At 44.9% G+C, this 26623-nt stretch carries 22 protein-coding genes and 1 pseudogene; 17 read left to right on the top strand and 6 right to left on the bottom strand.

The window, feature by feature from the left end:
* The first annotated feature begins 332 nt into the window (after positions 1 to 332).
* From HBA50_RS08965 to HBA50_RS08940, 6 genes and pseudogenes are all read left to right on the top strand, one after another.
* Positions 333 to 5093 carry an endo-beta-N-acetylglucosaminidase gene (locus HBA50_RS08965; RefSeq protein WP_080940861.1) on the top strand — a complete coding sequence of 1587 codons (4761 nt, stop codon included), beginning with the start codon at positions 333 to 335 and terminating at the stop codon, positions 5091 to 5093.
* A 566-nt stretch (positions 5094 to 5659) separates the two neighbouring features.
* Positions 5660 to 9026: pseudogene (locus HBA50_RS08955) on the top strand (family 20 glycosylhydrolase); the annotation flags it as partial.
* 164 nt (positions 9027 to 9190) lie between these two features.
* Entirely contained in the window at positions 9191 to 9256 is a 66-nt protein-coding gene (locus tag HBA50_RS10590) for a hypothetical protein (protein WP_436977128.1), read from the top strand.
* A 176-nt stretch (positions 9257 to 9432) separates the two neighbouring features.
* A complete protein-coding gene (locus HBA50_RS08950) occupies positions 9433 to 9837 on the top strand; it encodes a GNAT family N-acetyltransferase (RefSeq protein ID WP_045497916.1) in 405 nt (134 codons plus the stop codon).
* A gap of 214 nt (positions 9838 to 10051) precedes the next feature.
* Positions 10052 to 10639, top strand: coding sequence for a TetR/AcrR family transcriptional regulator (locus HBA50_RS08945; protein WP_045497914.1), 588 nt, complete (start codon positions 10052 to 10054; stop codon positions 10637 to 10639).
* Positions 10623 to 11369: a DNA alkylation repair protein gene (locus tag HBA50_RS08940; protein WP_045497911.1), complete on the top strand. Its 747-nt coding sequence runs from the start codon at positions 10623 to 10625 to the stop codon at positions 11367 to 11369. The genes HBA50_RS08945 and HBA50_RS08940 overlap by 17 nt, the downstream gene beginning before the upstream one ends.
* Before the next feature lie 28 nt (positions 11370 to 11397).
* Here the strand turns inward: HBA50_RS08940 and rnjA are convergent, their stop codons facing one another.
* Positions 11398 to 13080 (bottom strand): ribonuclease J1, encoded by a 1683-nt coding sequence (gene rnjA / locus HBA50_RS08935; RefSeq protein WP_045497908.1) that lies wholly within the window; start codon positions 13078 to 13080, stop codon positions 11398 to 11400.
* Between the two features lie 3 nt (positions 13081 to 13083).
* A complete protein-coding gene (locus tag HBA50_RS08930; RefSeq protein WP_045497905.1) occupies positions 13084 to 13314 on the bottom strand; it encodes a DNA-dependent RNA polymerase subunit epsilon in 231 nt (76 codons plus the stop codon).
* A 287-nt stretch (positions 13315 to 13601) separates the two neighbouring features.
* On the opposite strand from HBA50_RS08930, the gene tsaB reads away from it, so the two are divergent.
* The 7 genes from tsaB to HBA50_RS08895 all read left to right on the top strand — a co-directional run bounded on the left by tsaB (position 13602) and on the right by HBA50_RS08895 (position 18484).
* A complete protein-coding gene (gene tsaB, locus HBA50_RS08925; RefSeq protein ID WP_045497902.1) occupies positions 13602 to 14288 on the top strand; it encodes a tRNA (adenosine(37)-N6)-threonylcarbamoyltransferase complex dimerization subunit type 1 TsaB in 687 nt (228 codons plus the stop codon).
* Positions 14285 to 14737 (top strand): ribosomal protein S18-alanine N-acetyltransferase, encoded by a 453-nt coding sequence (rimI, locus tag HBA50_RS08920; protein ID WP_045497900.1) that lies wholly within the window; start codon positions 14285 to 14287, stop codon positions 14735 to 14737. Before tsaB ends, rimI begins: the two co-directional genes overlap by 4 nt.
* The gene (gene tsaD, locus HBA50_RS08915) at positions 14727 to 15737 is read left to right on the top strand and encodes a tRNA (adenosine(37)-N6)-threonylcarbamoyltransferase complex transferase subunit TsaD (protein WP_045497897.1); all 1011 of its coding nucleotides are present in this window, start codon (positions 14727 to 14729) and stop codon (positions 15735 to 15737) included. Before rimI ends, tsaD begins: the two co-directional genes overlap by 11 nt.
* Positions 15738 to 15746: 9 nt before the next feature.
* Positions 15747 to 16442 (top strand): AzlC family ABC transporter permease, encoded by a 696-nt coding sequence (locus HBA50_RS08910; protein WP_045497894.1) that lies wholly within the window; start codon positions 15747 to 15749, stop codon positions 16440 to 16442.
* Positions 16432 to 16770 (top strand): AzlD domain-containing protein, encoded by a 339-nt coding sequence (locus tag HBA50_RS08905; RefSeq protein ID WP_045497891.1) that lies wholly within the window; start codon positions 16432 to 16434, stop codon positions 16768 to 16770. The genes HBA50_RS08910 and HBA50_RS08905 overlap by 11 nt, the downstream gene beginning before the upstream one ends.
* 122 nt (positions 16771 to 16892) lie before the next feature.
* Positions 16893 to 17639, top strand: coding sequence for a class I SAM-dependent methyltransferase (locus HBA50_RS08900; protein ID WP_045497889.1), 747 nt, complete (start codon positions 16893 to 16895; stop codon positions 17637 to 17639).
* 104 nt (positions 17640 to 17743) lie between these two features.
* Positions 17744 to 18484 carry a MerR family transcriptional regulator gene (locus HBA50_RS08895; RefSeq protein ID WP_045497886.1) on the top strand — a complete coding sequence of 247 codons (741 nt, stop codon included), beginning with the start codon at positions 17744 to 17746 and terminating at the stop codon, positions 18482 to 18484.
* A 182-nt stretch (positions 18485 to 18666) separates the two neighbouring features.
* Here HBA50_RS08895 and HBA50_RS08885 read toward each other — a convergent pair whose 3' ends face one another.
* The 4 genes from HBA50_RS08885 to HBA50_RS08870 form a co-directional block, all read right to left on the bottom strand.
* Positions 18667 to 19122, bottom strand: coding sequence for an 8-oxo-dGTP diphosphatase (locus HBA50_RS08885; protein ID WP_045497883.1), 456 nt, complete (start codon positions 19120 to 19122; stop codon positions 18667 to 18669).
* A gap of 9 nt (positions 19123 to 19131) precedes the next feature.
* A complete protein-coding gene (locus HBA50_RS08880) occupies positions 19132 to 19653 on the bottom strand; it encodes a DUF1697 domain-containing protein (protein ID WP_045497880.1) in 522 nt (173 codons plus the stop codon).
* Between the two features lie 13 nt (positions 19654 to 19666).
* Positions 19667 to 20848 carry an aminoacetone oxidase gene (aao, locus tag HBA50_RS08875; RefSeq protein WP_045497877.1) on the bottom strand — a complete coding sequence of 394 codons (1182 nt, stop codon included), beginning with the start codon at positions 20846 to 20848 and terminating at the stop codon, positions 19667 to 19669.
* Between the two features lie 162 nt (positions 20849 to 21010).
* Complete coding sequence (locus HBA50_RS08870) at positions 21011 to 21937, bottom strand: aldo/keto reductase (protein WP_045497874.1); 927 nt, start codon at positions 21935 to 21937, stop codon at positions 21011 to 21013.
* A 274-nt stretch (positions 21938 to 22211) separates the two neighbouring features.
* On the opposite strand from HBA50_RS08870, the gene rpsO reads away from it, so the two are divergent.
* The 4 genes from rpsO (at position 22212) to HBA50_RS08845 (ending at position 26569) form a co-directional block, all read left to right on the top strand.
* Positions 22212 to 22481 carry a 30S ribosomal protein S15 gene (gene rpsO, locus HBA50_RS08860; protein WP_001018251.1) on the top strand — a complete coding sequence of 90 codons (270 nt, stop codon included), beginning with the start codon at positions 22212 to 22214 and terminating at the stop codon, positions 22479 to 22481.
* Positions 22482 to 22858: 377 nt separating this feature from the next.
* A complete protein-coding gene (locus HBA50_RS08855; RefSeq protein WP_045497867.1) occupies positions 22859 to 23272 on the top strand; it encodes a YjdF family protein in 414 nt (137 codons plus the stop codon).
* A gap of 221 nt (positions 23273 to 23493) precedes the next feature.
* Positions 23494 to 25305: a glutamine--fructose-6-phosphate transaminase (isomerizing) gene (glmS, locus tag HBA50_RS08850; RefSeq protein WP_045497864.1), complete on the top strand. Its 1812-nt coding sequence runs from the start codon at positions 23494 to 23496 to the stop codon at positions 25303 to 25305.
* Positions 25306 to 25519: 214 nt separating this feature from the next.
* Positions 25520 to 26569: an LLM class flavin-dependent oxidoreductase gene (locus tag HBA50_RS08845; RefSeq protein WP_045497861.1), complete on the top strand. Its 1050-nt coding sequence runs from the start codon at positions 25520 to 25522 to the stop codon at positions 26567 to 26569.
* Positions 26570 to 26623 lie beyond the last annotated feature (54 nt).

The following is a 26623-nucleotide window of genomic DNA, read 5'->3' as shown; positions in this document are numbered from 1 at the left end:
ACGCAGTGGTTGAGTGGGCTCTACTACGCTGATTTCATCAGCTTTTACATCCCTACTCAACTGTGCGGAGGTGGGACGACGAAATCGAATTCTAACGAATTACCGATTTCTGTCCCACTCTCTTTTCTTGTACTATTTTTAGAGATTTAATCTCTATTTATAGGACAAGATAGAATGAATTGACAAGGCAAGCTCGCGCAAGGTAGAATGATTTTAAGTGAATCTTTCTTTTTTTACGCAAAAATGTAAGCGATTACCTTTTGAAAGGAGCGACCAGGGAAGAGGCAGCAAGTGCACGAAAAAAGAAAAGAAGAGAAGGAGTTAAGGTAAAAATGCAATTTGATAAGAAACAAAGATTTAGTATTCGTAAGTTGAGTTTAGGCGTTTGCTCTGTTTTGGTAGGGATAGCGCTGTTTGGGGCTGGTCATGCGTTAGCAGAAGAAAATAGCCCAGCAGCATCACAAGCTACTGCTAGCGTCCTTGCCAAGGAGGAAGCTCGGACGGAAGCAGCAACTGAAGAGACGAAAGTCAGTGAAACACCAGTCGAGGCTGTCCAAGGTCTAGCGACAGAAACTGAAAAGCCAGCTCTTGCCTCTGAAGTTCCATTAGCTGAGAGCAAGGAAGTGACGGCTGGCAAGGAAAAAGAAGTCAAGGAAGAAGCACCTGCCAGCAAAGAGACAAAAGTCGTAGAGGACTTACCAAGTCAAGAAGATAAAAAGCTCAAACCCAAAGAAATCAAGTTTGATACTTGGCAAGAATTGCTTGACTGGAAGCCGGGAGCTCGTGAAGATGATGAAATAAACCGGGCTAGCGTGCCTCTGGCTGAGCGTTATCAGGGACAACAAATCAACCAACAAGCTAATCCAGAAGCTAAAGTACAGGCTTTGTCCAATATGAACTCTAAAGCCAAGGATCATGCTTCTATTGGTGGCGAAGAATTCAAGGCCTATGCTTTCGATTACTGGCAATATCTACATTCCATGGTGTACTGGGATGGTTTAGTGCCGACGCCAGATGTTATTGATGCGGCTCATAGAAATGGTGTACCAATCTACGGAACTCTCTTCTTCAATTGGTCGTCAAGCGCTAAGGATCAAGAACGTTTCGCAGAAGCCTTGAAAGAAGATTCTGAAGGTTCAAAGACCTTCCCAATTGCTCGTAAATTAGTCGAATTGGCTAAATATTATGGCTATGATGGCTATTTTATCAACCAAGAAACGACAGGTAGCCAAGTAGAGCCACTCGGACCCAAAATGCGTGACTTCTTGCTTTATACCAAAGAGTACGCACGTTCTTTGAATTACCCCGTTAAATATTCTTGGTATGATGCTATGACCTACGAATATGGTCGTTACCATGAAAATGCCCTTGGCGAATATAATTATCAATTTATGCAGCCTAAAGATGGAGAAAATCCAGTGGACACCTTCTTTGCCAACTTTAACTGGGGCAAGGCAGAGACAGACTATTCCATCAGTACGGCAAAATGGATCAAACGCGATCCTTACGATGTTTTGGCGGGGATAGAGCTGCAAAAGGGTGGTTCTTACAAGACTAATGTGGACTGGGACGCGATTTTGGACGAAAATGGAAAACTTCGCCTGTCTCTAGGTCTGTATGCGCCTGATACGATCACTGGTCTAGGTAAGACAGGTGAGGGCTACCATACTCATGAAAACTATTTCTGGACAGGCTTCCAAGGCGATCCTAGCAAGGGTAAACCAGCAGATCAATCTTGGTATGGGATGTCCAATTTGGTGGTTGATAAGACAGCTATCACCAAGCCTGATTTTAATACTTCCTTTAATACAGGACACGGAAAACGTTGGTTTGTAGACGGGAAAGTCTCAAAAGATGGCGAGTGGAACTATCGTTCTGTGTCTGGTTTCTTGCCAACTTGGCGCTGGTGGATTCGGCATGCGGAAGGCAGTGCGCCGCTCAAAGGACGCTATGACTTTGATGAAGCGTACAACGGCGGAAATTCACTGGCTTTTGAGGGCGACTTGGCTGCAAATAGCAACCAAAATGTCATGCTCTATTCGACCAAGATTCCAGTTAGTGACAAGACCAAGCTGACCTTGACCCACAAGGGTGGCCAAGGAACAAGCACTTGGGTGGCTCTTGCGACGAAGCCAGACTATTCTGAGTACGAGTGGAAAGAGCTCAGTCCAAGCAAGGACTGGAAGACAGAGACCTTTGACTTATCTTCATTAGCTGGTAAAACTATTTATGGCGTGAAAATGTACTTCGACCATGACAAGGATGTCAAGGACTATAAGTTCAACCTAGGTCAATTGTCCATCTATTCTAATCAAGAGAAGCCAGCTGCACCAAAAGATGTGGTGGTCAAGGCTAAGCGTCTTCAAAATGCGCAGGAAGCAGAGGCCTTGTTGCAGTTTAAAGGCAGTGCAGATGCGGATTACTACGAAATCTACGAAAAAGACGGCGACCAATGGCGCCTAGTGACAGGAACCTCTAGTACGTCAGCTTATTTGGCTAAGGTGAGTCGTTCAGCTAGTGCCAAGGGCAGCAAGCAAGAGTTGAAAGTCGTTGCAGTAGGAAAGAATGGTTTGCGTTCAGATGCTGGGACAGTTGACTTTGACTGGGGTATGCAGGTTTCTGATACAAGCTTGCCAAAACCTTTGGCAGAAAATGTGGTGTTGGGTGCAAAAGTGATTGGTACAACCTTCTCTGATGCGGATGGTAGCGAAGGTGTCGAAGGAATGCTGAATGGCACCATTACCAGTCTGTCAGACAAGTGGTCTTCTGCCCAACTCAGTGGTACGGTAGATATTCGTTTGACTCAGCCTCGGACAGTGACTCGCTGGGTTATGGAGCATGCTGGAGCAGGCGGAGAGTCTGTTGATGACGGCAAGATGAATACACGCGACTTTGACCTGTATTATAAGGATGAAGCAGGCGAATGGAAATTAGCCAAGGCCGTTCGTGGCAATAAAGACCATGTGTCAGATATCGTCCTAGATAAGCCAATTCGAGCACAAGACTGGCGTTTGGATGTCATTACAGCCGACAATGGAACTCCATGGCGGGCAATCCGAATCTACAACTGGAAGATGTATGAAAGCTTGGATACGGAAACAGCTAACGTGCCGATGAAAGATGCTGCTGCGCGTGTTCTTGGAAATGGACATGTCCAAGTAGGCTTCAAAGATGTACCAGCTAAGACGACAGTGTCCCTCTATGACAGCAGCGATGCGACAAAACCGATTGCCACTATGACGGCGGACAAAGACGGCAATCTCATCTTTAAACCACTTGCTTTTGCTAAACTCCCTAGCCTCCTATATTACCGCTCACAAGTAGCTGGTAAGGATATTAGTAATGTATTGGCTATTGAAGTACCTAAAGAAGATAAGGAGATTTCGAAGGTTGATCTTGAAACAGCACCAGAAAGAAAAGTCTATCGTCAAGGGGATGCTCTGTCTCTGAAAGGTGGTACAATTCGTGTCAGCTTTAAGGATGGCCAGCCAGATCAATTGGTTCAACTTTCAAACAGTGGGGTGGAAGTGACGGGCTACGATCCATCTAAGCTAGGAGAGCAGCATTTACAACTGTCCTATCTGGGACAAAAACTGGATCAAGTGCTGACAGTCTTTGTCGTTAGTCATAGCGAAGCAGGCGAAAAGACTCCTGTAGGCCTAGAAGTGATCGAAAAACCTAAAACAGAATATATCGTGGGAGAAAGCCTTGAGACTACAGGAGGACGTTTCCGTCTGGTCTTTGATGATGAAACGACCGAAGAGCATACTTTTGATGAAGCAGGTGTGCAAGTTTCAGGCTATGATAGTCACAAAGAAGGCCGTCAAACCATTTCGGTCAACTATCGTGGTGTGACGACAACGTACGATGTCTTTGTATCACCAAAACCAGCCTTGAACGATGAATATCTGAAGCAAAAGCTAGCAGAAACAGCGAGTGTTCAAAACAAGGTTGACTTCAGCTTTGCGACTCCAGAAGTCAAAGAAGCCTTGCTCAAGGAAATTGCATCTGCTGAGCAGATTCTAAAAGATCACGATACAAGCACACAAGACCAAGTCGATGAAAGTCTAGCAAAACTGACTCAGGCATTTAAGGCTCTGGACGGACGCAAGAATTTTGCGGACAAGACAGCTGAATTGGATACTTTGACCAAAGAAGCGCAGACCTTGCTCGAACAAAAACCAAACCATCCGTCAGGCGATGCCCTCCTCAGCCTGTTGAGCAAGAATAAAGACTTGTTGGCTTCAGCTGAAGTGACACCAGCTTCACTTGAAACCGCCAAGGCCTCTCTGCAAGCCCTCATTGCCCAGCTTCAGGAAGATAAGCCAGCTGTATTTATGGATGAATCGACGGGTGTGGAAGTTCAATTCTCAAACAAGGAGTCAACTCCAATCAAGGGCTTGAAAGTAGCAGTTGTTGAGCCAAATGCTGCCGAAAAAGAAGCCTTGGGTGGCAGACTTGGTAAGATTTATGATGTGACAGGAGTGGATAAAGACGGGCACGACGTTGCTACTCAACACACTAGTCTGGTTAAAATCCCTGTAGAAGCTGGCAAGGAAGTCGAGCAAGTTCTTTCCTTCGTAGACAATCAGCCAGGCCAGCCTCTTGACTTTGAGCGTGTCGGTGATACAATTGTCTTCACAGCGTCTCACCTTGCTCACTATGCTGTGATTTACAAGGCTGAAAAGAGTGATTTGCCAGGACAAGATAATCCAGCCGAAACTCCAAAACCAAGTCAACCACAGGGACCAGAAACTACTCAGCCAGCAGGGGAAAATAAACCAGCAACTGAAGGACAAAAACCAGAGCTAGGTCAGACAAAACCAAGTGCTGAAGTCGAAAAAACAGAATTGGGTCAATCAAAATCAAGCGCTGAAGCTGAAAAATCTGAAAGAGGTCAGAAAGCGCAAGAACCACTGGCACATTCTAAGGAGTCAGGCTTGGCAACAGCTTCACCAGAACAGGCAGAGGCTCCTAAGGCGCCTCAACTGCCGAAGACAGGTACATCTACTAGTCTTTTGGCTACTGTATCAGGACTTTTAGCCCTCGTTGCTAGCTGGCTTCTATTCACACGAAAAAAAGAAGACCGATAATTTAGCGCTTTTGCCCAGTATAGAAAAGTAAGCTAGACAAATCGTTAATCTTAGATTAAGTGAAATGCTCTCTCTGAAAGGCAGCTAGAATTTCCTCTTAGCAGCGGTAGGATAATTTAATCAAAAACTTGGAGAGTGGGACAGAAATCGGTAATTCGTTAGAATTCGATTTTGTCGTCCCACCTCCGCACAGTTGAGTAGGGCTGTAAAAGCTGATGAAATCAGCGTAGTAGAGCCCACTCAACCACTGCGTCTTGCTCGATAATCCAAAGACAATTGAGAGGCTAGGACTTTTGTCCCAGCCTCTTTTTTGGTTTTGGTGGCTTATCTAGCTTGCCTCAGGCTTTCAAACGAGATGAATAGAGCAAAATAGCTAGGCAATTTTGACATCTGTTTTAGTAGCGATTTACCTTATAAAAATATGGCTCTAGATTTAATCTATTTGTCATTTAACTATAGAATCTTGTGGAGACAATATTGATGAAAGATAGGGGATAAACTATAATAGAAGAAAAAAAGAAATCGCTTACATAACAAAGCGGAACATTTTAAAAGGAGATTTTATGATGATCTTTAATAGAAAGCAACGTTTTTCTATTCGGAAACTTTCAATCGGGGCAGTATCTGTCCTCGTCGGCTTTTGTTTGGCAGGACAAGTCGTTTCAGCTGACGAGGTACAAGCAGCACCTACAAGTCTTGTAGCTACGACAGGACCAGCTGTAGCCAGTGCAGGAGCAGGGGTGCAGGAAGTTGCTCCTGTGGAAGCCCAGGCTAGCAGCGAAGCCTTGCCAGAAGCAGTTGCTAAAAATAGTGAGGAAGTTAAGCCTCAAGCTGTGGCAGCAGAGGCTCCAGCAGAAAAACCAGTAACAGAGGAGCCAAAACTAGAAACAGTCGCTGAAAAATCAGTGACTACAACAGAAAGTGCTTCCATAAATTCTGATGAGTCTAAGGCAACCCTGCCTAGTGAAACTCCTAAAACGGAGAAAGCTAGTCAGGTCGATGAAAAGCTGGCTATGCGGAAAATGGTTTCGATTGATGCAGGCCGTAAGTATTTTAGCCCTGAGCAACTGAAGGAAATCGTAGACAAGGCGAAACGCTTTGGTTTCACGGACATGCATTTGCTGGTGGGGAATGATGGCCTACGCTTCCAATTGGATGATATGTCCTTGACTGTTGGTGATAAGACTTATGCCAGTGAGGATGTCAAGAAAGCCATTGAAAAAGGAACCAATGCGTATTATAATGACCCAAATGGCAATCACTTGACGCAGGCTCAAATGACGGACTTGATTGACTATGCTAAAAAGCAAGGTATCGGTCTTGTTCCGACCATCAATAGCCCTGGTCACATGGATGCTATCTTGCATGCTATGAAGGAGTTGGGAATTCAAAATCCAAACTTTAACTACTTTGGCAAGGAATCTGCACGGACAGTTGACTTAAACAATCAGACAGCTATTGATTTTACCAAGGCTTTGATTGACAAGTATGCAGGCTATTTTGCAGGGAAGACGGACATTTTCAATATTGGTTTGGACGAGTATGCCAATGATGCAACCAATGCTAAGGGATGGCAGGTTCTACAAGCAGACAAGTACTATCCAGGAGAAGGTTATCCAGAAAAGGGCTACGAAAAATTCATCACTTATGCCAATGACCTAGCTAAAATTGTTAAGAGTCATGGCTTGAAGCCAATGGCCTTTAATGACGGTATTTACTATAATTCTGACCAAACTTTCGGCGAGTTTGACAAGGATATTATCGTTTCTTACTGGACTGGTGGCTGGGGTGGCTATGATGTAGCTTCTTCTAAACTTTTGTCTGAAAAAGGGCATCAAATCTTGAATACCAATGATGCTTGGTATTATGTCTTGGGACGCAATGCGGATGGTCAAGGCTGGTACAATTTGGATCAAGGCTTGAAAGGAATTGCCTCCACTCCAATTACCAGCGTTCCTAAATCAGAAGGGGCAGATATTCCAATTATGGGAGGCATGGTAGCTGCTTGGGCTGATGAGCCTTCTGCTCGTTTTTCTGCATCTCGACTCTATAAATTGATGCGCCGTTTTGCGGATCGCAATGCAGAATATTTTGCAGCTAATTACCAAGATGCAGCTGCAGAGTTAGAAGCTATTCCAAGTGACTTGGCAGCTAAATATACAGAGGAAAGCATTGCTCGACTCAAGGAATCTGAAAAAGTGGTTAGAGCCTTGGATGAAAACCTGAGCCGCGCGCAACAAAGCACCATCAATCAGGCTGTTGCTGAGCTAAAAGCAGCCCGTGAAAATCTAAAACCAACAGAAGCTTACCAAAAGATTTTGGACAAACAAGCAGAACGTGAAAAAGTAGCCAAGAACAAGGTTATTTCCATTGATGCAGGCCGTAAATACTTCTCGCTAGATCAGCTCAAGAGAATTGTCGACAAGGCTAGTGAGTTGGGCTATTCTGATGTGCACTTGCTGGTCGGAAATGACGGTATGCGCTTCATGCTGGATGATATGACTATTAAAGCCAATGGGAAGACTTACCAGAGTGACCAAGTCAAGGAAGCTATCACTGAAGGTACTAAATCCTACTACGATGATCCAAATGGAAATGCTCTGAGCCAGAAAGAAATGGATGAGTTGATCAGCTATGCCAAACAAAAGGGCATCGGGGTGATTCCAGCGCTCAATAGCCCTGGTCATATGGACGCTCTTTTGGTGGCTATGGAAAAATTAGGCATTCAGAACCCGCAGGCTTATTTTGACAATCTTTCTAAGACCACTATGGACTTGGAAAATGAAGAAGCAAAAGCTTTCACCAAGGCCTTGATTGGCAAGTACATGGACTACTTTGCAGGAAAATCAAAGATTTTCAACTATGGTACAGATGAGTATGCCAATGATGCGACCAATGCACAGGGTTGGTATTATCTGAAATACTACAACCTCTATGGCAAGTTTGCAGAATATGCCAACACGCTTGCTGCTATGGCTAAAGAGCGAGGCCTTCAACCAATGGCTTTCAACGATGGCTTCTACTACGAAGACAAGGATGATGTTGAGTTTGACAAGGATGTCTTGATCTCTTACTGGTCTAAGGGATGGTGGGGTTATAACCTTGCCTCACCTCAGTATCTAGCAAGCAAGGGCTATAAATTCCTCAATACCAATGGGGACTGGTACTATATCTTAGGGCAAAAACCTGAAGATGGTGGTGGTTTCTTACAGAAAGCACTTGAAAATACTGAAAAGACACCATTTAACCAACTAGCCTCTACCAAGTATCCAGAAGTATCTCTCCCAACAGTCGGTAGCATGCTTGCTATCTGGGCAGATAGACCACAGGCTGAGTACAAGGAAGAAGAGATTTTCAAATTGATGACTGCATTTGCTGATCACAATAAAGATTATTTCAAGGCCAACTATGAGTCTGTCCGAGATGAATTGGCCAAGATTCCTAGCGATTTGAGCATCTATACGCCAGAGTCTGTCGCTAGTCTGAAGGCTGTCCAAGATGATATCGACTGGGAATTGAATCGGAATAAACAGGCAGAAGTAGATAAGATGGTCGCTAAACTTCAAGCTGCGCGTGCAAATCTGAAGTCACTTAGCCACAATGGTAGCACAGCTCAGGATGAGAAAGCTGCTTTAGTTGAGGATAAGCCATATCTGGATATCCAAACAGAAGAGCTTGATTTTGAGACAAAAGAAATATTGAATCCAGAGCTTGAAAAAGGTCAACGAAAAGTTGTCCAAACAGGAAGCAAGGGCGAAAAAATGAATCTAGTGGAAGTATCTGCGCTAGATGGCAGCCGAAAGGTTGTTGAGTCTTCCGTTTCTAAAGCACCAGTGGATGAGCTAGTAGAAGTGGGCACTAAAGAAACGAAAGCTAGTCTTGGTCAAATCGAAGTGCCGATCGTTCAGCCTGCTCCATCAGTGATTCCTCTTGCCAAAGATAAGCCAGCTGAGCGCTCAGTAACCCCAGCAGCTTCAACTACTTCAGCGCCTTCAGCAGAGCAGAAAGTAGCTGAGACAAAGGTTGCTAAATCTTCGGAGGCAGCTGTTTCTAAAGCCGCTAAACTTCCTCAAACTGGAACGTCATCAGCTTGGACGATGACTTTACTAGGCACTGTCTTGGCCTTTCTTGGCTTAGCTGGAAGCAAGAAAAAAGAACAATAATCCTTCTGATGGATTATCTATGATCTACCTCTTTTATAGAAAGCAGATTCAGTACATTGATCTAGCATTCGGGCTTGGCGTGTTAATAGCTGAGCCTGATTGTACTTGATTTGACAAGTAGGATTTTCCTATACCAGTGTAGGGAAATGCGATAAGGATTCTGAAAGGAGCAAGAAATGGCAGAATTTCATGACTTTATCGAGCAAGTTTTCAAGGAGCAATATGAGGCTTCTTTTGGGCGGGCTAGACTTGAAAAACTTGAGCCCAAAGATTATTATCTGACACGGGAAGAGGAAGGAAACTTAATCGCCTTGCTCCATGCCCAGCAGGTGTTGGAAAACATCCATATCAAGGCCTTAATGGTAGATAAGGGACACCAGAAAAAGGGCTTGGGAGCTAGTCTGCTGGCAGAATTGGAAGAAAAGGCCGAGAAAGCGGGAGTCAGCAGCATCACCTTATCCACCAAATCTTATCAAGCCAAGGATTTTTACGTCAAGCAAGGCTATGAAATCTACGCCAGTCTGGAAGATGTACCTCAAAAAGGTGTGACCAAATATCATTTCATCAAGCGACTGGGCTGAATTGTTTTTAGAATAGAAGTCAATTTGGCTTCTATTTCTTATATCATTTTACATACATACTGCATGTATGTTATAATTAAGACTGAAAAATTTTTTTGAGAATTAGGACTTTATGTTAATAAACAAAGATGTGCTGGCTCAGTACAAGGGGTTATTTCTGATTTTCAGAAAGATTTGCTTAGAGTGTTAGAGCAGTTTAAAATGGAGAGTGAGAATGAATAAAAAGCAGCAGGCTTCACTAGAGACAAGTAGCAAAATATTAGCCATCGCTCGGAAACATTTTTCTTTAAAGGGTTATGCAGAAACTTCCTTGGAAGAAATTGTAGATGAGTTGGGAATGACAAGAGGCGCACTTTATCATCATTTCGGGAATAAGAAAACTTTATTTACCGCCGTACTAGCACAAATTCAGTCCGAACTGGGGTCTTATGTAGAAAAAAGTGCCTTGGAAGCACAGGATTCTTGGGAGCAGTTGGTGGAAGGCTGTGTTGCTTTTGTTCGTTTTGCGACCTTGACCGAAAATAAACGTATTCTCCTGCTTGATGGTCCCAATGTCGTTGAGTGGAAAGAGTGGCGTCGTCAGGACGAGGCTAATTCTTTCTTTCATTTGAGAGAACAATTAGACATCTTATCTAAAGAAGGAAGACTTATCTCTATTGATTTGGATATGGCAGCTCATATGATTTCAGGCGCCTTGAACGAGTTGTCTCTTTTTCTGGCTGAGAAAGAGGAAGAAGCAGAAGTCAGAGGAGCAGTGAAAAGTCTGTTAAGGGGATTTAAAAATCATGGCGAAAAAGGTTAAAGATTATTATGATTTGGTTTATGCGGAGGACTTGAGCCGTCGCCTGCAAGAAGTCACAGATAAGTTTGAAGTTCAGCATTTTATGTCTCTAGTTGAAAGCGACTTAGAGGCTTTGGAATTTACTCAGCGTCAAGAGCTTTTGGCAAAGAGTATCAAAGAATGCTTGCCGCTTTCTTATGCTGATTCTCTGAAGGTTTTTGAGCAGATACTTGGTCCGGAGTTAGAGGGCGGCCTGGGGATGTTCTCAGAGGGGTACTGGTTGTGGCCGATTGGCAAATACGTAGAACTTTACGGAGGTCAGGAATTTGATCTGAGTGCAGCCTTCAGTAAGGAATTAACCAAGCGATTTACTGGAGAATTTTCTATGCGGCCCTTACTGGCCAATTTTCCTAAAGCTACGATGGATTTACTGTTAGAGTGGAGTAAAGACGAGAATATGCGCGTCCGTAGATTAGCCAGCGAGTGTATGCGAATCCGTCTGCCTTGGGCTAAGAAGCAGACTGTGGTCTTAGATTATTTTGATGAATTTACCGCTATTTTAAGGAATCTAAAGGATGATACAGATAAATCAATCCAAAAAAGTGTCGCTAATAATCTGAATGATTTATATAAAGAAGATCCTGAAAAGTTTGAGAGGGTGATTGGATCTTGGCAAGAGGAAGAACTGAGTCCGAGCTGCGCTTGGATTATCAAGCATGCCTCTCGAACAAAAAATAAAGCAGAAAAATAAGCTTTGCTAGTCTAGCAAAGCTTATTTTTTAGTTGTCTTCGTCTGGTGTAAGCACCATCGGAATGATAATCGGTTCGCGCTCGGTGCTTTCGTAGAGGAAAGGACGCAAGGCGTTGACGATAGCGCCGCTGACAGATTGGACGCTGGCGTCTTTATTCTTGAGTGCAATGCGAATAGCATTGAAGAGGATGCGCTGGCTTTGGCGGATGAGGTCACCTGATTCGCGCATGTAGATAAAGCCACGGCTGAGAATATCTGGACCGGCTAAGATCATCTTGGAATCAAAGTCAACCGTCGCGACAGCCAGAACCACACCGTCCTCTGACAGGTCTTTACGGTCGCGTAGGACTGCAGCTCCGATTTCACCAATGCGGTTCCCATCAACATAAATATCCTGAGCGTTGAAGCTGCCGGCAATACGAGCTGAGTCAGCTGTCAGAGCCAGCACATCACCATTGCTCATGATGAAGATATTGTCTTTTGGTACTCCAGTATCAACGGCTAGACCTGCATGGACTTTCTGCATGCGGTATTCACCATGGACTGGCATGAAATATTTAGGCTTGATCAAGCGGAGCATGAGTTTCTGCTCTTGTTGGCCACCGTGTCCAGAGGTGTGGATATTGTTAATCTTACCGTGAATCACTTCGACGCCAGCTTCGGAAATGATGTTGATCAGCTTGTTGACGCTAGTGGTGTTTCCAGGGATTGGGCTAGATGAGAAGATGACCGTATCTCCAGGTTGCAGTTGCACCTGACGGTGGGTACCATTAGCAATCCGAGACAGTGCTGCCATGGGCTCACCCTGACTTCCGGTACACATAATCAGCACTTCACCAGCTGGATAGTCCTTGAGTTCATTTGGCTCGATGAAGGTATCTTTGGGAACCTTGATATAGCCCAGCTCAATCCCGTTGACAATAGCCTTTTCCATGGAGCGGCCAAAGACCGCAATTTTGCGCCCTGTCTTGACAGCAGCTTCTGCTGCCTGCTGGAGGCGGAAGATGTTTGAAGCAAAGGAAGCGAAAATAATCCGTCCATGTATGCCTTCGATAATCTTCATGATAGACTGTCCGACCACTTTTTCGGAATTGGTAAAGGTCGGAACTTCAGCATTGGTCGAGTCAGACAGGAGGCAGAGGACGCCTTCCTCGCCCAGAGCAGCCATGCGGTGCAAGTCTGCTGGCTCACCGACTGGTGTAAAGTCAAACTTGAAGTCACCGGTACAGACAATCTTGCCTTGTGGCGTATGAATGACAATCCCCAAAGGTTCTGGAATCGAGTGGGTTGTGCGGAAGAAGGTCGCCTTCAGATTTTTAAAGGTCAACTCTGTATTTTGATTGATTTCATAGAGCTTGGCATCACGCAAAAGTCCATGCTCTTCTAGCTTGCCCCGAATGAGAGCCAGAGCCAAAGGGCCAGCATAGATGGGAACATTGGCTTGCTTGAGCAGGAAAGGAATGCCACCGATGTGGTCCTCGTGCCCGTGGGTGATGAGGACAGCTTTCACGCGGTCGATATTTTCTACGATATAAGAGTAGTCGGGGATAACATAGTCGATACCCAAGAGGTCGTCTTCAGGGAATTTAATCCCAGCATCAACAATGATAATCTCATCTTGATACTCAATTCCGTAGGTGTTTTTACCGATTTCGCCCAGACCGCCGATGGCGAAAACACCAACTTCTTCTTTCTTTAAGTTATATGCCATAGGTTACAACTCCGTCAATTCGAAGGCGCCTGACTCTTTTTCGTATTCCAAATGTTTGTCAGACAAGAGTTCGATAAATTCGATATTGTAAGGAGTCTTTTCTTCAACCAATTTGCGGGCTTTGATGCGGCCTTCTAATTCATCGGTTGCTTCTATATCCAAGTACAGGGCGCGTGTTTGTTCACGGCGTGGGCTGCGTTCTTTTGTTTCTTGATAAAAAACTTTGTAAATCATTTTATTTCCTTCCATTTTTCACGATCAAGCTACAGAAAACGACAGCTAATCAGCTGTTTTCTTTTATTCAGTTTTATGAGTAGTAGATTGACCTTGATTCGATATAATTCTAACCAATTATATCATAAAACCAGCTTTTAGTAAAAGACATAGCCGAGAAAATCTTATGGAGATTTTCAGAAAAGCTTTTGAGGACAATCTGGGTAACCAAATGACTGCCTCTCTCTACCCTTGTCGCTGCTTTTGTAGTATAATAAAAAGCAAACACTCGAGTAAGGAAGAAAATGATGAACATTTTAGCGATGGATACGTCAAATAAGGCCCTGTCTCTAGCAATTTTAGAGAATAAGGAGCTCTTGGGGCAGGTGACGCTCAATATCAAGAAAAATCATAGCATTACCCTTATGCCGGCTATTGATTTTCTCATGAATAGTCTGGATATGAAGCCGACGGATTTGGATCGGATCGTGGTGGCGCAGGGGCCGGGCAGCTACACAGGTCTGAGAATTGCGGTGGCGACAGCCAAGACTCTAGCCCACACCCTCAAGATTGAGCTGGTCGGTGTGTCTAGTCTGCTGGCTCTGGTTCCAGGGCAGGTAGAAGGCTTGGTCATTCCTGTCATGGATGCCCGCCGCAACAATGTCTATGCTGGCTTTTACCAGTCTGGTCAGGCTGTACGGCCGGAAGCTCACCTGCCTTTGGCAGAGGTGTTGGAAATGGCTGGCGCTGCTAACCAATCAGTCACTTTTGTCGGAGAGACAGCAGCTTTTGTGGAGCAGATTGAAGCGGCTCTTCCTCAGGCTGCTATTCAGCCGACCTTACCAGATGCGGCAGCTATTGGTCGTCTCGGTTTAGATCTGCCAGCCCAGTCCATTCATGACTTTGTGCCTAATTATCTTAAGCGAGTAGAAGCCGAGGAAAATTGGCTCAAAACCCACCAGGAATCCAGCGATTCTTACATTCAGCGCCTATGATTGAGATGAGAAAATGGAGCGCCAGCTCGGATATGGGCGCGCTAACTCTCGCAAAAGAGCTGGAACAGCTCCTACTTGCAGTCTATGAGGTCAGCCCTTGGACAGCGGATCAAGTAGCGGAGGTTCTGCGTTCGGATGTGAACAGTTGTGCGCTAGCAGCAGATGAGAGTCAGCTTGTCGGCTTTTTAGTCTGGCAGGAGACAGACTTTGAAGCGGAAGTCCTGCAGATTGCTGTATTGCCTAGCTATCAGGGGCGAAAAATCGCGACAGCCTTGTTTGACTTTTTGCCAGCAGACAAAGAAATTTTCCTCGAAGTGAGGGAGTCCAACAAGCCAGCTCTGCTATTTTACAAAAAAGAAAAATTTGAAGAAATCGCGCGGCGGAAGGCCTACTACCATGCACCGGTGGAAGATGCGATTGTTATGAAAAGAGAGATTCATGAAAGATAGATATATTTTAGCTTTTGAGACGTCTTGTGACGAGACCAGTGTGGCGGTTCTGAAGAATGAGACGGAGCTTTTGAGCAATGTCATTGCCAGCCAGATTGAGAGCCACAAGCGTTTTGGCGGAGTGGTACCGGAAGTGGCCAGCCGTCACCATGTGGAGGTCATTACGGTTTGCATTGAGGAAGCCTTGGCAGAAGCGGGGATTAGCGAGGAGCAAGTCACAGCGGTGGCCGTTACCTACGGTCCTGGTCTGGTTGGGGCGCTTCTGGTCGGCTTGGCAGCGGCCAAGTCCTTTGCCTGGGCTCATGATATTCCCTTGATTCCGGTCAATCATATGGCTGGACACCTGATGGCAGCCCAGAGCGTGGAGCCCTTGGAATTTCCCTTGCTGGCTCTCTTGGTCAGTGGCGGCCATACCGAGCTGGTCTATGTTAGTCAGGCTGGTGACTATAAGATTGTGGGGGAAACTCGCGATGATGCGGTCGGTGAAGCCTATGATAAGGTCGGTCGAGTCATGGGCCTGACCTATCCAGCAGGCCGAGAGATTGATCAGCTGGCTCATGAGGGGCAGGATATTTATGATTTTCCGCGGGCCATGATTAAGGAAGACAATCTGGAATTTTCTTTTTCCGGTCTCAAGTCGGCCTTTATCAACCTGCACCACAATGCCCAGCAAAAGGGAGAAGTCTTGTCTAATCAAGATCTGTCGGCTAGCTTTCAGGCAGCGGTCATGGATATTCTCATGGCCAAGACTAAAAAAGCGCTGGAAAAATATCCAGTCAAGACTCTGGTCGTGGCGGGAGGCGTTGCGGCCAATCAAGGCCTGAGAGAGCGCTTGTCAGCTGAGATTCAGGACGTTAAGGTGATTATTCCACCTCTGCGCCTTTGCGGTGACAATGCCGGTATGATTGCCTATGCCAGTGTCAGTGAGTGGAACAAGGAGAATTTTGCCAGTTTGGACCTCAATGCTAAGCCAAGTCTGGCTTTTGAAACCATGGAGTAAAGGAGAACAATGCGCGGACAGACATTTAAACAGGGTGCAAAAGCAGCTGTGCCAACGGCTCTGGGCTATATTGGGATTGGCCTAGCCTGCGGCATCATGGCGGCGCCCTATATGAATCCTTTGGAGATGGGACTGATGAGTATTCTGGTTTATGCCGGAAGTGCCCAGTTTGCCATGATTGGCTTATTTGCCCAGCAGGCGCCAGTCTTGGCCATCGCACTGACTGTTTTTCTGATAAATATTCGGCATCTTTTGCTCTGTCTGCATGCCTCAACCCTTTTTCGTAAGTCTAGCTTGGCTCAGAATATTGTCATTGGCTCTTTTTTGACGGACGAATCTTATGGGGTCTTGATGGGGGAGCAGGTGCATACAGAAGAGATTGCGGCTAGCTGGATGATGGGTAACAATTTCATGAGTTATACTTCTTGGATTTTGGGTACTATTTTAGGAACTGCCCTCGGCGCCCTTCTGCCCAATCCTGAGAGCTTTGGCCTGGATTTTGCCCTAGTCGCCATGTTTATTGGCATTTTCTCCTCTCAATTTACAATCATGCTGCGACGGGTCAAGATAAAGAAGCTCTTTTTAGTCTTGGGCGTGGTGGGCCTTGCCTACTTAGTCCTAACTACGCTACTTCAAAATTCGCTGGCGGTGCTTTTTGCAACCTTACTAGGCTGTACGGTGGGGGTGATTCTAGATGATAAGTAAGTATATTTTGCTGGCCATTCTTTTGTCAGCCCTGGTCACTTGGATGCCGCGGGTTTTGCCCTTTATCCTAGTCAAGTACAAGGGGCTTCCGCCTATGGTAGAGCGTTTTCTCAAATATCTGCCAGTTTCTATTATCTTTGCCCTTATCTTATCCAGTGTTACTAATGCTAAAACAGGTCAGTTGCCGAGTTTTAAATGGCTGGATTTGCTGGCCGTTTTTCCGACGACTTATGTGGCTTTTAAGTATAAAAACTTAATTGCAACTGTTGTATTTGGTGTAGTCTTGGTGGCCTTGCTGCGCTATCTGGTTGGATTTCTTGGGCTGTAAAGAGATACAAGACAGATTGAATCGGTCGATTCGGTCTGTTTTTTTGTTAAATTCTAAGAATTATCTGAAAATATAATATTTTATGCTATAATGGAACCAATCAAAATTATGGAGGTTCGGAAATGGCAGAAGCAGGTCATAAATTTTTGGCAAAGTTAGGAAAGAAACGTCTTCGTCCCGGTGGTAAGCTGGCGACCGACTGGCTGATTGAGCAGGGGCAGTTTTCCAGTGATAAGAAAGTTCTAGAGGTTGCCTGCAATATGGGGACTACAACAATTGAGCTGGCTAAAACATATGGCTGCCAGATTACTGCAGTTGATTTGGATAAGGCTGCGCTGGCTCAGGCTAAGCTTAATGGAGACAAGGCTGGTGTTAGTGAACTCGTCACATTTGAACTCGCAAATGCCATGAAGCTACCTTATGAGGACAATTCTTTTGATATTGTTATCAATGAAGCCATGCTGACCATGCAGACAGAAAGGGGAAAAGCTAAATGTATGGATGAGTACTACCGGGTGCTGAAGCCAGGCGGAGTGCTCCTTACCCACGATGTTATGCTCAAGCAAAAAGATGAGAATGTCCGAGAAGAGCTGTCACGTGCGATTAATGTCAATGTGGGGCCTCTAACCGAGGGATCTTGGATTCAGCTGGCACGTTCTCATGCTTTTGACCGTGTGGACACCTTTGTTGGCGAAATGACCTTGATGAGCCTTCGAGGGATGATATATGACGAAGGACTGGGAGGCACTCTGAAAATCTGCTTTAATGCCCTTAAAAAAGAGAACTATGGGCAATTTATGAAGATGTTTAAGATGTTTCAAAAAAATCAGGAAAAACTGGGCTTTATTGCTATGGTTTCTCGCAAATAAATACTAGCTACTTTGGAAAATTTAAAGTGATTTAAAAAATTTCATAAAAAGCTTGACTCTGCCCTAAGGTCAGGGCTTATACTATAAGGGCAAGGAGGTTTTTTATGTATCATATCAAAGAAGCTGCGCAGCTTTCGGGTGTCTCTGTCAAAACCCTGCACCACTACGACAAAATCGGGCTTTTGGTTCCTCAAAAATCAGAAAATGGCTATCGAACGTATAGTCAAGCTGATCTAGAGCGGCTACAGGTCATCCTTTACTATAAGTATCTGGGCTTTTCTTTGGAGAAAATAGCAGAGCTACTGAGTCAGGACGATCAGGCCTTATTGCCGCATCTGGTGAGGCAGTTAGAGTATTTGCAGCAGGAAAGAGACCGCTTGGATACCTTGATTTCTACCTTGCGAAAAACCATCCAAGAGGAAAAAGGAGAAAGAAAGATGACAATGAAAGAAAAATTCGCAGGCTTTACCTACGAAGATAATCAAAAATACCACCAAAAAGCAGTCGAAGAATACGGTCAAGAAGTCATGTCGGAAGCACTGACTCGTCAAAATGGACGGGAAGAAGAATCTGCCGCAGCCTTCAATCAAGTTTTTCAAAGTCTGGCAGAGAATATGCAGCAAGGCTTGCCAGTTGAGGCAGCAGAAAATCAAGAACAGGCAGCTCAACTCTTGCAAGCCATCCGTACTTATGGTTTTGACTGCTCTATTGAAGTATTCGGTCATATCGGTAAAGGCTATGTCTATAACCCAGAGTTTAAGGAAAACATTGATAAATTTGGCCCAGGTACAGCCCAGTACACATCAGATGTGATTGCAGCTTACGTTCGGACAAATGCAGAATAAATGAGAGTGGGACAGAAATCGGTAATTCGTTAGAATTCGATTTCGTCGTCCCACCTCCGCACAGTTGAGTAGGGATATAAAAGCTGATGCAGTCAGCGTAATAGAGTCCACTCAACCACTGCGTCTTGCTCGACAATCCAAATACAATTGAGAGGCTAGGACTTTTGTCCCAGCCTCATTTTTTACTTCAAATCATAAAGCCAGTCGTCGCCGTCTTTATAGTAAAAGAATTCGCTTAAATCGTCTTCTAGAAAAACGCGAAGCATGTCAGACATATCATCGGTTGCAAGTTTCAGATGAGACAGATTTTGCAAATCTTCCCACCAAACCTTTCCTTCATCTGAGGATTGCAGCACGCCGGAATAATGCTTTGTCTTGTAGAGCAGGACGACATAGCGAAAATCCTTATCATCATACCAATCCTTAATGCCGCAAAGTTGGGGTTTGGATATGGTCAGTCCAGTTTCTTCTTTGACTTCTCTGATAACGGCCTCGGTGAAAGATTCCCCGCGCTCTACATGCCCGCCAGGAAAAGTGATGCCGGGCCAGTCAGGACTAACTCGGTCCTGGACAAGAACTTTTTCTCCGTCATAAATCATGCACATGTTGACGAATTCGACTGTTTCGCATCTGTTCATCTTGTTCTCCTATTTTGTTAGTAATTTTTCTACTACGTTTAACTTTCTCATGGTCAGATCCACGCCAAAAAGTTTTTCAAGATAGTTGGTATTGAGCTTTTTTCGTTTTGCAGTTCTAGGAAGATAGAGGTAGAGACAGTGATCGCCTATACAGATTTCTTCCTCGCCATAGTCAGCTTTCAATTTTTCTAGTGGCAGACTTTGGATAAGTCCTTGATAAAGGATCACATGCACACGATCATGAAGATAGTCTTCTTTAAATGGGTTCTCTTGAACAATCTTTTCAAAATAGTTCTTATTCTTGATAACCATTTTTAAGTCGGCCCCAATTTTTTCCTTTATTAGAGTATGAACGCGTTCTCGTATTTCTTCCAAATCCAAGTCACTTTCAAGAATGATATTCCCGCTTTGAATATAGGTTCGGACGTGTTGAAAGCCAGCTTCTGTCAAAATATCTACCAAATAAGACATTTTCGGGATAGCATTTTTTCCATTAGGAGTAACGCCTCTTAGTAAAATAATATGTTCCAAAGGACTTCCTTTCTTATTTGGTACTTATTGGATTTGAGCCTGCCACCCAGCCAGTACAGAGGGCAGATGTGATGTTGAAACCGCCCGTGTGGGCATTGATGTCTAAAACTTCGCCAGCAAAGTGGAGTCCAGGTACTAGCTTACTTTCCAGAGTTTTAGGATTGATCTCCTTGAGGCTGATGCCACCCTTGGTAACAAAGGACTTGGCAAGGGACATTTTGCCAGTCACAGGGATTTCGAGTGCTTTGATAGACTGGAGAAGTTGTTCTCGTTCTTTCTCAGTCAGCTGTTTAACTTTTTCAGGATATCCTTGAACAAAAAATTCTGCCAAGCGTTCTGGAAGCAAATTTTTTAAGGTATTTTTCAAGGATTTTTCACGATTTTCTTCTAGAAAGTACGCCAAATCCTGCTGACTCATCTGAGGCAAGACATCTAGATAGATGGTTTCGCCGCCCTTGACAAAGCTAGACAAGCGCAGGGCTGCCGGACCTGATAGACCAAAGTGAGTAAAGAGCAGATCGTGGGTGATGACATGCTTGCCATATCTGAGGGTCACATCGTCCAGCGAAATCCCCTGAAGCGCTTTGTGAGGAAAGTCAGTCAGAAGTGGACTTTCGGCTGCTTCCAAGTCGGTCACAGTGTGCTTAAAGTGTCGGGCAATATCATGGCCAAAACCAGTCGAGCCAGTTGAAGGGTAGGACTTGCCACCAGTCGTCACAATCAATTTCTGGCAGGTCCAAGTCTGGTCGCTGGATCTGACGGTGAAAAGCTCATCAGATTTTTTAACGGAGACGATTTCAGTATTGGTGATGACAGTGCCGCCCAGCTCTGCAATCTTCTTTTCCAAGGCTTCGATAATGGTGCGGGACTTGTCTGTCGCTGGGAAAACACGGCCATGGTCTTCGACCTTTAGTTTGACGCCATTTTCCGTAAAAAAGTGGATGATATCATGGTTGTCAAACTGGGAAAAGACGCTGTAAAGAAAGCGTCCGTTGCCTGGAATGCCGGCCATGAGGTCATCCAAATTTCCGTTATTGGTCACATTGCAGCGACCACCACCCGTTCCGGCTAGTTTCTTGCCCAGTCGTTTATTTTTCTCGAGGAGAAGGGTCTTCTGTCCGTAGAAAGAACTGGAAATGGCAGCCATCATACCAGCCGGTCCTCCGCCGATGATGATTGTGTCGAAATGGTTCATATATTTTTTCCTTTCGTGAAATAGGAATTTTATGTGCTAGCTAATCTTGTGCAAGGTGATTTTGCCTTCTCGGTCATACAGTGGACATGCTCTGGACAGCTTTTCTGTCAGTCCTTTAGCTAGCATCTTGGTAGAAGATTGATCGGATTTTAGGCTCATTTTTTAAGGAAGATCTTTTCCAGAGGCCCAATAGATTTCGTACCATTCTTTTCTAGTCAGTTCAATATCTGTCGCCTTGGATGATTCGATGATGCGGCTAGCCTTGGTCGTGCCGATGACCGCCTGCATGTGGGCTGGATAGCGTAGCACCCAAGCAATAGCCACTGCCGATGGTGATATTTGGTATTTATCGGCCAGTCGGTTTAAGACGGCATTGAGCTTGGGATATTTATCCGAACCAACAAAGACGCCTTCGAAATAGCCATGCTGGAGGACAGACCATGCCTGAATCACGACGTCGTTGAGGCGGCAGTATTCGAAAATGCTACCGTCGCGCATATTTGCGGCTGTGCCCTCCATGTTGACGTGGAAGCTGGACTCAAAGGCAGGTGAAAAAGCTGCGCTCAATTGGAGCTGATTTGCTACCAAGGGCTGCTGGACCTCTTTTTTGAGTAGCTCCATCATCATAGGGTTCTGGTTGGATACTCCAAAATCAAGGACCTTTCCTTGAGATTTGAGCAGATCGAAAGCTTCAGCGATTTCACTAGGCTCCATCAGGGCATCAGGTCGGTGCAAGAGCAGAGAGTCCAGATGGTCCACGCCCAAGCGCTGTAAAATACCGTTTGTTGCCTCTAGGATATGGTCTTTGGAAAAGTCAAAGTAGGTGAATTCTTCTATGCGGATTCCTACTTTGGACTGGATCCACATTTTATCCCGTAAGTCAGGTCGGTTTTTGAGCACTTGTCCCAAAATTTCTTCGCAGTTGCCTCCACCGTAGATATCGGCTAAGTCAAAAGCATTGATTCCGACTGACAAGGCTGTTTCGATCAGTTCTTCCACCTCTTTGGGAGTCATTTTGGCAATTCGCATCAGTCCTATGATAATCTGGGAAATTTCTCGCTTGCTTTCTCCAAATTCAAGATATTTCATAAGCTCTTCTCCTCGTGTCATCTTAATCCCAGTATAAGCTAAACCTGCTCCAAAGTCAAAAAGCGACTAGCTAGATCGAGCCTTGGAGCAAATGTGTAGAAAATCCTCATTTTGGCTAATGAAATTTGGCTGACTTTGTCGGAAAAGTAGAAGATTTGACAAAAACTTGGCTTCCTGATAGAATAAGAATGTCTTAAAGACAAATAACTTCTTCTTGGTTGCAGGAATTGCCAAGCCTGTCACTCGGATGAAGCGTAAAGAAAAGGAGCTTATCATGGCAATCTCAAAAGAGAAAAAAAATGAAATCATTGCACAATATGCACGTCACGAAGGTGATACAGGTTCAGTAGAGGTTCAAGTTGCTGTCCTTACTTGGGAAATCAACCACCTTAACGAACACATCAAACAACACAAAAAAGACCACGCTACTTACCGTGGTTTGATGAAGAAAATCGGTCGCCGTCGTAACTTGCTTGCATACTTGCGTAAAAACGACGTTAACCGTTACCGTGAGTTGATCAACTCTCTTGGACTTCGTCGCTAATCTTGCGTTTAAAACGTTTCTATACTTCGTTGACTTCGTCTTGATGTACCATTAGTACAATTTTCGCCTAGTCTATAAACGTTTTATCTAGCAAGAATAAAGCTCTCTGAATTCAGAGGGCTTTTTTGTTTTTACTAAGATTTTAGGACAATCTCAAAATTACTTTTGAATTTAGAGGTTTTTCGTTATCCTTACTTTGTCTTCGATCAGTACAATTTTTAGCTCTCCTTGAATTTTTTAGAAAATCTTGCTAGACTGTAGCTACTAAGATAAAAACACAGTTCTGGTTGGTAGTCCAGACGCAAAAAATCTATTTTTTGTCAGTAACCGTCCTCCTTGGTTGTCCATTCTTAGGGATTTTTAAAGGAGGTGCTGTCATGGATAAGATTTCAATGACGCTGTCAGTTTATTTTGAAGAGGGATTTTGGCACGGTCTTTTCGAGCAGGAACATGCTCAATCTTATAGAGTTTGCCGAGTCACCTTTGGTGCAGAGCCTAGCACGCAGGAATTGTTGGATTTTCTAAACCGTTATTATCATCGGTTGCAGTTTAGTCCTAGCATCAGGGTGAAGGAGAAGACTAAGTCGGTCAGTCCTAAACGCCTGCAGAGACAGGCTAAAAAGGAGCAGATAGCTTCACGTTCTTCAAAGTCTCAGGAAGCGTTGAAGCTGCAATTTGAAGAGCAAAAGAAAATCGCTCAAGCCAAGCGCAAGCAGCAGAAAGAACTGGCTAAGCAAAGGAAATTCGAACTCAAACAGCAAAAACGATTGGAAAAGCACAAGGGGCATTGAGCCTGGTTTTTCTGATTGCTATGAAAAGTCTTCTGTCGGGAGGCTTTTTTTGTTTCTTAAACAAATTTCCCTGCCTCGAAACTATACCAATTTTATGTTGACAAATATCAAATCGGTATGTATAATGTCTTTGTCTCTCGATAAAAAGATAAATAAGACTATACCAATTTTCGATAAAGGAGGAACTAGCTTTTTGCCAGCAAAAGGCTAGAAATAAATCTATGTGTGGAATCGTCGGAGTTGTGGGAAACCGCAATGCAACAGATATTTTGATGCAAGGACTTGAAAAGTTAGAATACCGAGGCTATGATTCAGCTGGAATTTTTGTGACAACAGGAGAAAAATCCAGCTTGATCAAGTCTGTTGGCCGAATTGCAGATCTTCGTGCCAAGATTGGCATGGATGTAGCAGGTTCAACAGGTATTGGGCATACCCGCTGGGCAACCCACGGAAAACCAAGTGAGAATAACGCCCATCCTCACACTTCTCAGACAGGCCGTTTTGTTTTGGTTCACAACGGTGTGATTGAAAATTACCTGGATATCAAAAATAACTATCTTGCTGGCCATGATTTTAAAGGCCAGACAGATACAGAAATTACTGTTCATTTGATTGGAAAATTCGCGGAAGAAGACGGTCTCTCTGTTCTTGACGCTTTCCGCAAGGCCCTTCACATTATCGAAGGTTCCTACGCTTTTGCCTTGGTAGACGCTCAAGATCCTTCTACGATCTACGTTGCCAAAAACAAATCTCCGCTTTTGATCGGCTTGGGTGAAGGCTACAACATGGTCTGCTCCGATGCCATGGCTATGATTCGTGAGACCAGCGAATACATGGAAATCCATGATAAAGAGCTGGTTATCGTGACGGCTAATAGCGTAGAAGTGCAAGACTACGAAGGCAATGTTCTTGAACGCGGTAGCTATACTGCTGAGCTGGACCTGTCTGATATCGGCAAAGGCACTTATCCTTACTACATGCTGAAGGAAATTGACGAGCAGCCGACCGTGATGCGGAAGCTGATCAGCACCTATGCGGATGAAAATAATAAGATGCTAATTGATCCAGCCATCATCAAGACAGTCCAAGAAGCGGATCGCATTTATATCATTGCTGCTGGAACTTCTTATCATGCGGGTTATGCTTCTAAACGGATGTTGGAAGAACTGACGGATACGCCAGTTGAACTGGGTATTTCTTCAGAATGGGGCTATGCTATGCCGCTTCTGAGCAAGAAGCCACTTTTCATCTTTATTAGCCAATCTGGTGAGACAGCTGATAGTCGCCAAGTCTTGGTCAAGGCCAATGAACTGGGCATTCCTAGCTTGACAGTGACCAATGTGCCAGGCTCAACCTTGTCTCGTGAAGCCAAGCATACCCTGCTTCTCCATGCTGGACCAGAAATTGCCGTGGCTTCAACCAAAGCCTATACTGCACAAATCGCTGCCCTAGCTTTTTTGGCCAAGGCGGTCGGTGATGCCAATGGCAATGAAAAAGCCAAGAAGTTTGACTTGGTTCATGAGCTGTCTATCGTAGCCCAGTCTATCGAGTCTACTCTTTCTGAGAAAGAATTGATCGAAAGCAAGGTTCGTGACTTGTTGGCGGAAACTCGCAGCGCCTTTTATATCGGTCGTGGTCAGGACTATTATGTGGCGATGGAAGCTAGCCTTAAGCTTAAGGAAATTTCCTACATTCAGTGTGAAGGCTTTGCGGCAGGAGAGCTCAAGCATGGTACTATTTCTCTGATTGAAGAGGGAACACCTGTTCTAGCCCTACTTTCAGACGAGGTCTTGGCTAGCCATACTCGCGGAAATGTTTCTGAAGTTGTGGCGCGCGGAGCCAAGGTGTTGACCATTGCGGAGGAAAATGTGGCTAAGGATGGAGATGATATTGTCCTGAGCCAAGTTCACCCTTATTTGTCACCAATCTCTATGGTGGTGCCAACTCAATTGATTGCTTATTTTGCAACCTTGCACCGCGGATTGGATGTAGATAAACCACGCAATCTCGCTAAATCTGTAACGGTAGAATAACTGTCTTAATGAATCTCGATAAAAATACCAAGCCTCAGATTTTTCTGGGGCTTTTGGTATGGTATTTTGGTGATGGTGCTCTTTGGAAGTCTCTTTCTATCATGCCAAAACCATGTTATTCTATGCAGATGGACAATAGGTTGAGCATCATTTTTGTATATATCACTAATTAGTGATAAAATATTTTTATCTTAAATATCAGGAGGACAAAAGCATGGTGGAATTAGGTATTTCTACTTTTGGAGAGACAACGCCACTGGAGGGTACAGGGCAGACCTATACTCATGACGAACGGATTCGGCAACTGGTAGCAGAGATTGAGCTGGCAGACAAGGTGGGACTGGACGTGTATGGCATTGGAGAGCACCACCGAGAGGACTTTGCTGTCTCTGCACCGGAGATTGTGCTGGCGGCTGGTGCGGTCAAGACAGAGAAGATTCGCTTGACCAGTGCTGTCAGTGTCTTGTCGAGCTTGGATCCTATCCGAGTCTACCAGCAGTATGCGACGATTGATGCTTTGTCAAATGGCAGAGCAGAGGTCATGGCTGGCCGTGGCTCTTTTATCGAGTCCTTTCCGCTCTTTGGCTATGACTTGAAGGATTATGAAGAGCTTTTTGATGAAAAGCTGGACCTGCTCCTCTATGCCAGTGCCGAGACGCGGTTAAATTGGAAGGGAAAGCTGACGCAGACTATTGAAAATCGGGAAGTCTATCCACGGGCTGTGCAAGAAACATTGCCAGTTTGGGTAGCGACGGGGGGCAATGTCGAGTCCACCATTAAGGTCGCCCAGAAAGGCCTACCGATTGCGTATGCCATTATCGGTGGACAGCCTAAGCGCTTCAAGCCCCTGCTGGATGCGTATCGCCGGATTGGGCAGGAAAGTGGGCACTCAGATGAAAAGTTGAAAATCGCTGCCCACTCTTGGGGCTGGGTCATGGAGGACAATGAGGAGGCGGTCCGGACTTACTTCCATCCGACCAAGCAGGTAGTGGACGCTATTTCCAAGGACCGCCCTCACTGGCGGGAGATGACCTATGAGCAATACCTAGATCAGGTAGGACCAGAGGGAGCCATGTTTGTCGGCAGTCCTGAAAAGGTCGCTCAGAAATTGATCAAGATGATAGAAGAGCTGGGACTGGACCGCTTCATGCTGCATCTGCCGTTGGGATCGCTTCCGCATGAGCAGGTTCTCCAGTCTATCGAACTCTTTGGCACCAAGGTTGCACCGCTTGTGCGGGAGTATTTTGCAGCTAAGGGTAAGTAAGATCGAAGTAGAGGTCTTTTGATAAAGATTGCCTATCTCTCCCATAGAAAATAT

The organism is Streptococcus cristatus ATCC 51100 (assembly GCF_011612585.1).
Classification (GTDB): Bacteria; Bacillota; Bacilli; order Lactobacillales; family Streptococcaceae; genus Streptococcus; species Streptococcus cristatus_H.
Note: the sequence above shows the minus strand (reverse complement) of the source record. Positions and strands in the feature narration are given on the sequence as shown.

Coding starts and splice junctions, on each gene's coding strand:
- HBA50_RS08965 (WP_080940861.1), top strand. CDS start 333: ATGCAATTTGATAAGAAACAAAGATTTAGTATTCGTAAGTTGAGTTTA.
- HBA50_RS08950 (WP_045497916.1), top strand. CDS start 9,433: ATGGCAGAATTTCATGACTTTATCGAGCAAGTTTTCAAGGAGCAATAT.
- HBA50_RS08945 (WP_045497914.1), top strand. CDS start 10,052: ATGAATAAAAAGCAGCAGGCTTCACTAGAGACAAGTAGCAAAATATTA.
- HBA50_RS08940 (WP_045497911.1), top strand. CDS start 10,623: ATGGCGAAAAAGGTTAAAGATTATTATGATTTGGTTTATGCGGAGGAC.
- rnjA (WP_045497908.1), bottom strand. CDS start 13,080: ATGGCATATAACTTAAAGAAAGAAGAAGTTGGTGTTTTCGCCATCGGC.
- HBA50_RS08930 (WP_045497905.1), bottom strand. CDS start 13,314: ATGATTTACAAAGTTTTTTATCAAGAAACAAAAGAACGCAGCCCACGC.
- tsaB (WP_045497902.1), top strand. CDS start 13,602: ATGAACATTTTAGCGATGGATACGTCAAATAAGGCCCTGTCTCTAGCA.
- rimI (WP_045497900.1), top strand. CDS start 14,285: ATGATTGAGATGAGAAAATGGAGCGCCAGCTCGGATATGGGCGCGCTA.
- tsaD (WP_045497897.1), top strand. CDS start 14,727: ATGAAAGATAGATATATTTTAGCTTTTGAGACGTCTTGTGACGAGACC.
- HBA50_RS08910 (WP_045497894.1), top strand. CDS start 15,747: ATGCGCGGACAGACATTTAAACAGGGTGCAAAAGCAGCTGTGCCAACG.
- HBA50_RS08905 (WP_045497891.1), top strand. CDS start 16,432: ATGATAAGTAAGTATATTTTGCTGGCCATTCTTTTGTCAGCCCTGGTC.
- HBA50_RS08900 (WP_045497889.1), top strand. CDS start 16,893: ATGGCAGAAGCAGGTCATAAATTTTTGGCAAAGTTAGGAAAGAAACGT.
- HBA50_RS08895 (WP_045497886.1), top strand. CDS start 17,744: ATGTATCATATCAAAGAAGCTGCGCAGCTTTCGGGTGTCTCTGTCAAA.
- HBA50_RS08885 (WP_045497883.1), bottom strand. CDS start 19,122: ATGAACAGATGCGAAACAGTCGAATTCGTCAACATGTGCATGATTTAT.
- aao (WP_045497877.1), bottom strand. CDS start 20,848: ATGAACCATTTCGACACAATCATCATCGGCGGAGGACCGGCTGGTATG.
- HBA50_RS08870 (WP_045497874.1), bottom strand. CDS start 21,937: ATGAAATATCTTGAATTTGGAGAAAGCAAGCGAGAAATTTCCCAGATT.
- rpsO (WP_001018251.1), top strand. CDS start 22,212: ATGGCAATCTCAAAAGAGAAAAAAAATGAAATCATTGCACAATATGCA.
- HBA50_RS08855 (WP_045497867.1), top strand. CDS start 22,859: ATGGATAAGATTTCAATGACGCTGTCAGTTTATTTTGAAGAGGGATTT.
- glmS (WP_045497864.1), top strand. CDS start 23,494: ATGTGTGGAATCGTCGGAGTTGTGGGAAACCGCAATGCAACAGATATT.
- HBA50_RS08845 (WP_045497861.1), top strand. CDS start 25,520: ATGGTGGAATTAGGTATTTCTACTTTTGGAGAGACAACGCCACTGGAG.